Consider the following 2,520-nt stretch of genomic DNA (forward strand, 5'->3'; position numbering starts at 1 on the left):
CATTAAAGCGAAGCGTAGACGAATATGGATGAAAACCCAATTTTTGGAGCGAGTATTACAGGCGGGTTTTGCTAATGTGAGTGATATTTAATCATTCATGCGGTTGCCCTGGAATAAACGCCCGCCCAGATAACGCACCAACTTATATTTACTCCAATCAATCGGCACTGCCTGATAACCGTTATCAAAATCTCGTTTAAAGTCATAAGAATCAAAATAACTTTGTTCCGTACTATTATTGGCCTGCGCATGTTCATATAACATTATTTTGGTAGCATGTTGCAAAGCAACCAAATCTTTATTTTTCATGATCTGCCAAACATCTTCATAGGCTTTTTTAACCAGTTCAGTGCTTTCCGCTGTCTCCGGTAGAGGGGTAGCCGTCGTCCAAGCCCAGGCAGGGAGATCATTTAATGTCACTGTCCGCTGCGCATAATAAAATCCCCTATCTTTAAGATTTTTCTCCGCGATTTTGCTGTACTGAGTGGTATCAATATTAAAATTAACGGACTTCATGCTGGTTGGTTCCAACGTACCATTTTTATCTGCCACACTGGCGATAATATTAGTCACTTCATCAGACTCATAAGGAGTTACCCTTACCAATCTAACCTTGCACTCAGTACCTTTTTCTTGATAAACATACCCCTCTTTTGCATTTCTGAACGGCGCTATTTCAATATAAATAGTATTTTTACCATTTTGCAATATCGGAGCAACATTGTAACCCGTCGAGATGGTCCCTGTAATTGAACCCAAATTACTTAAAGTATAAATCCCGTTGACTCTAAGAACACAATAAGCACGGTTTGTTTCTAAATAAGTAATATATTTAACTTTATCCATTGTATTTTCCCCATAAGCTGATAATGAAAACAATGCCATAAAAAATAAAAAAGATTTCTTCATTGCGATAACCTCAGTTTGTATATTGATTTCTATTTTAGTTATATTTCCGTACTCCCCAGTATTAACTGCAAAAAACAGTTAATACTGAGTTATCCAAAAAAGGCCACTATTATCTCGAAATAACCACTTTTCCATTGATTAAAGAAAAATAGGGACTGAATGTACGACCGTTTTCACCATTTTTATCTCTAATTAACAATGGAGAATTATTACTATTTTCAATTTCAAACCGGAATAACCGCCCTCCAAAATAACGTACTAACTTATACTTTTTCCAGTCTATCGGTATAGCCTGATAACCGTCATCAAAATTTCTCCCAAAGTCTAAAGAATCAAAATAACTTTGTTCCGTACTGTCATTAGCCTGTGCATGTTCATACAACATTATTTTGGCGGCATGTTGTAAAGCCACCGAATCTTTATTTTTCATTATTTGCCAGATATCTTCATAGGCTTTTTTAACCAGTTCAGTACTTGCCACTGTCTCAGGCAAAGGGGTAGCCGTTGTCCAGGCCCAAACAGGCAGATCATTTAATGTCACTATTCGTTGCGCATAATAAAACCCCCTATCTTTAAGATTTTTTTCCGTGATTTTACTGTACTGAGCGGTATCAATATTAAAATTAACAGATTTCATACTGGTTGGCTCCAACGTGCCATTTTTATCTGCCACACTGGCGATAATATTAGTCACTTCATCAGATTCATAAGGAGTTACTCTTACCAGTTTGACCTTACACTCCGTACCTTTTTCTTGATAAACATATTTCTCGTCTACATCAATAAACGGAGCCATTTCGATATAAATAGTATTCTTACCATTTTGCAATACTGGTGCAACATTGTAACCCGTTGATATGGTTCCAGTCCTTGAACCCAGATTGCTTAAAATATAAATCCCATTGACTCTGAGAACACAATAAGCACGGTTTGTTTCTAAGTAAGTGATATATTTAACTTGATCCATAGTGTTTTTCCCATAAGCTGATAATGAAAACAATGCCATAAAAAATAAAAAAAATTTCTTCATTGCGATAACCTCAGTTTGTATGTCGATTTTTCTTTTGGCAGTTTCGGATATATCTCCCATTTTTTTTGTTTTTTATTATCCCTCTGACTGCTTTTCTCAGTAGAACTACCGATATTTTCAGATGGCGCGACTCCAATCCCATAATCCACATAATAACTGGCGGTGATGCCCTCATGGAAAAACACCAGAGATAATTCCTTATCCTGTTTATCCAGTTCAAAGCATCCTTCCGCTTCAATATCCGCTCCCGCGTTAAAATACCCCTCCACCAGATAATATTTAAACCCGGCTTGAATATTGGTTTCCGCTTTTATCGCTAGCGTGCCTCTTACCATATCCCCCAGTTGAAATTCCATTTTATGCTCTTCATTACTGGCATATTTAAATGACAGATTTAACGCCCCTTCCAGAATCATATCTAATTGCGCCCCCAGATAAGCCCCATTCCGTCCCTCTTCCACCGCCGCCTGACCTTTTAATCCCTGTTCACGAATTAAGGCGATTAATTTCTCAACCCCAAATTCCGTCGCAAACGCCTCAATTAAATCCAGCCGCAGTTTTATCCCAATCAGCGGCGCTAA

The 2,520-nt window shown here is 37.7% G+C and carries 2 protein-coding genes and 1 pseudogene; all 3 read right to left on the reverse strand.

What is annotated here, in order from left to right:
• Window positions 1-87: 87 nt before the first annotated feature.
• Window positions 88-846, reverse strand: a complete 759-nt coding sequence (locus tag ACGF49_RS24335) for a hypothetical protein (RefSeq protein ID WP_387493243.1) — start codon at window positions 844-846, stop codon at window positions 88-90.
• A gap of 172 nt (window positions 847-1,018) precedes the next feature.
• Window positions 1,019-1,939, reverse strand: coding sequence for a hypothetical protein (locus ACGF49_RS24340; protein WP_228902652.1), 921 nt, complete (start codon window positions 1,937-1,939; stop codon window positions 1,019-1,021).
• Window positions 1,936-2,520, reverse strand: a pseudogene (locus ACGF49_RS24345) (hypothetical protein); the annotation flags it as partial. The gene ACGF49_RS24340 and the pseudogene ACGF49_RS24345, both read right to left, overlap by 4 nt.

Source organism: Photorhabdus sp. RM96S (assembly GCF_042879335.1).
In the GTDB taxonomy this organism is placed as follows: domain Bacteria; phylum Pseudomonadota; class Gammaproteobacteria; order Enterobacterales; family Enterobacteriaceae; genus Photorhabdus; species Photorhabdus kayaii.

What these genes read in the sequence shown, in the direction of transcription:
- ACGF49_RS24340 (WP_228902652.1), bottom strand. Translation starts at nt 1,939, where the DNA reads ATGAAGAAATTTTTTTTATTTTTTATGGCATTGTTTTCATTATCAGCT.
- ACGF49_RS24335 (WP_387493243.1), bottom strand. Translation starts at nt 846, where the DNA reads ATGGATAAAGTTAAATATATTACTTATTTAGAAACAAACCGTGCTTAT.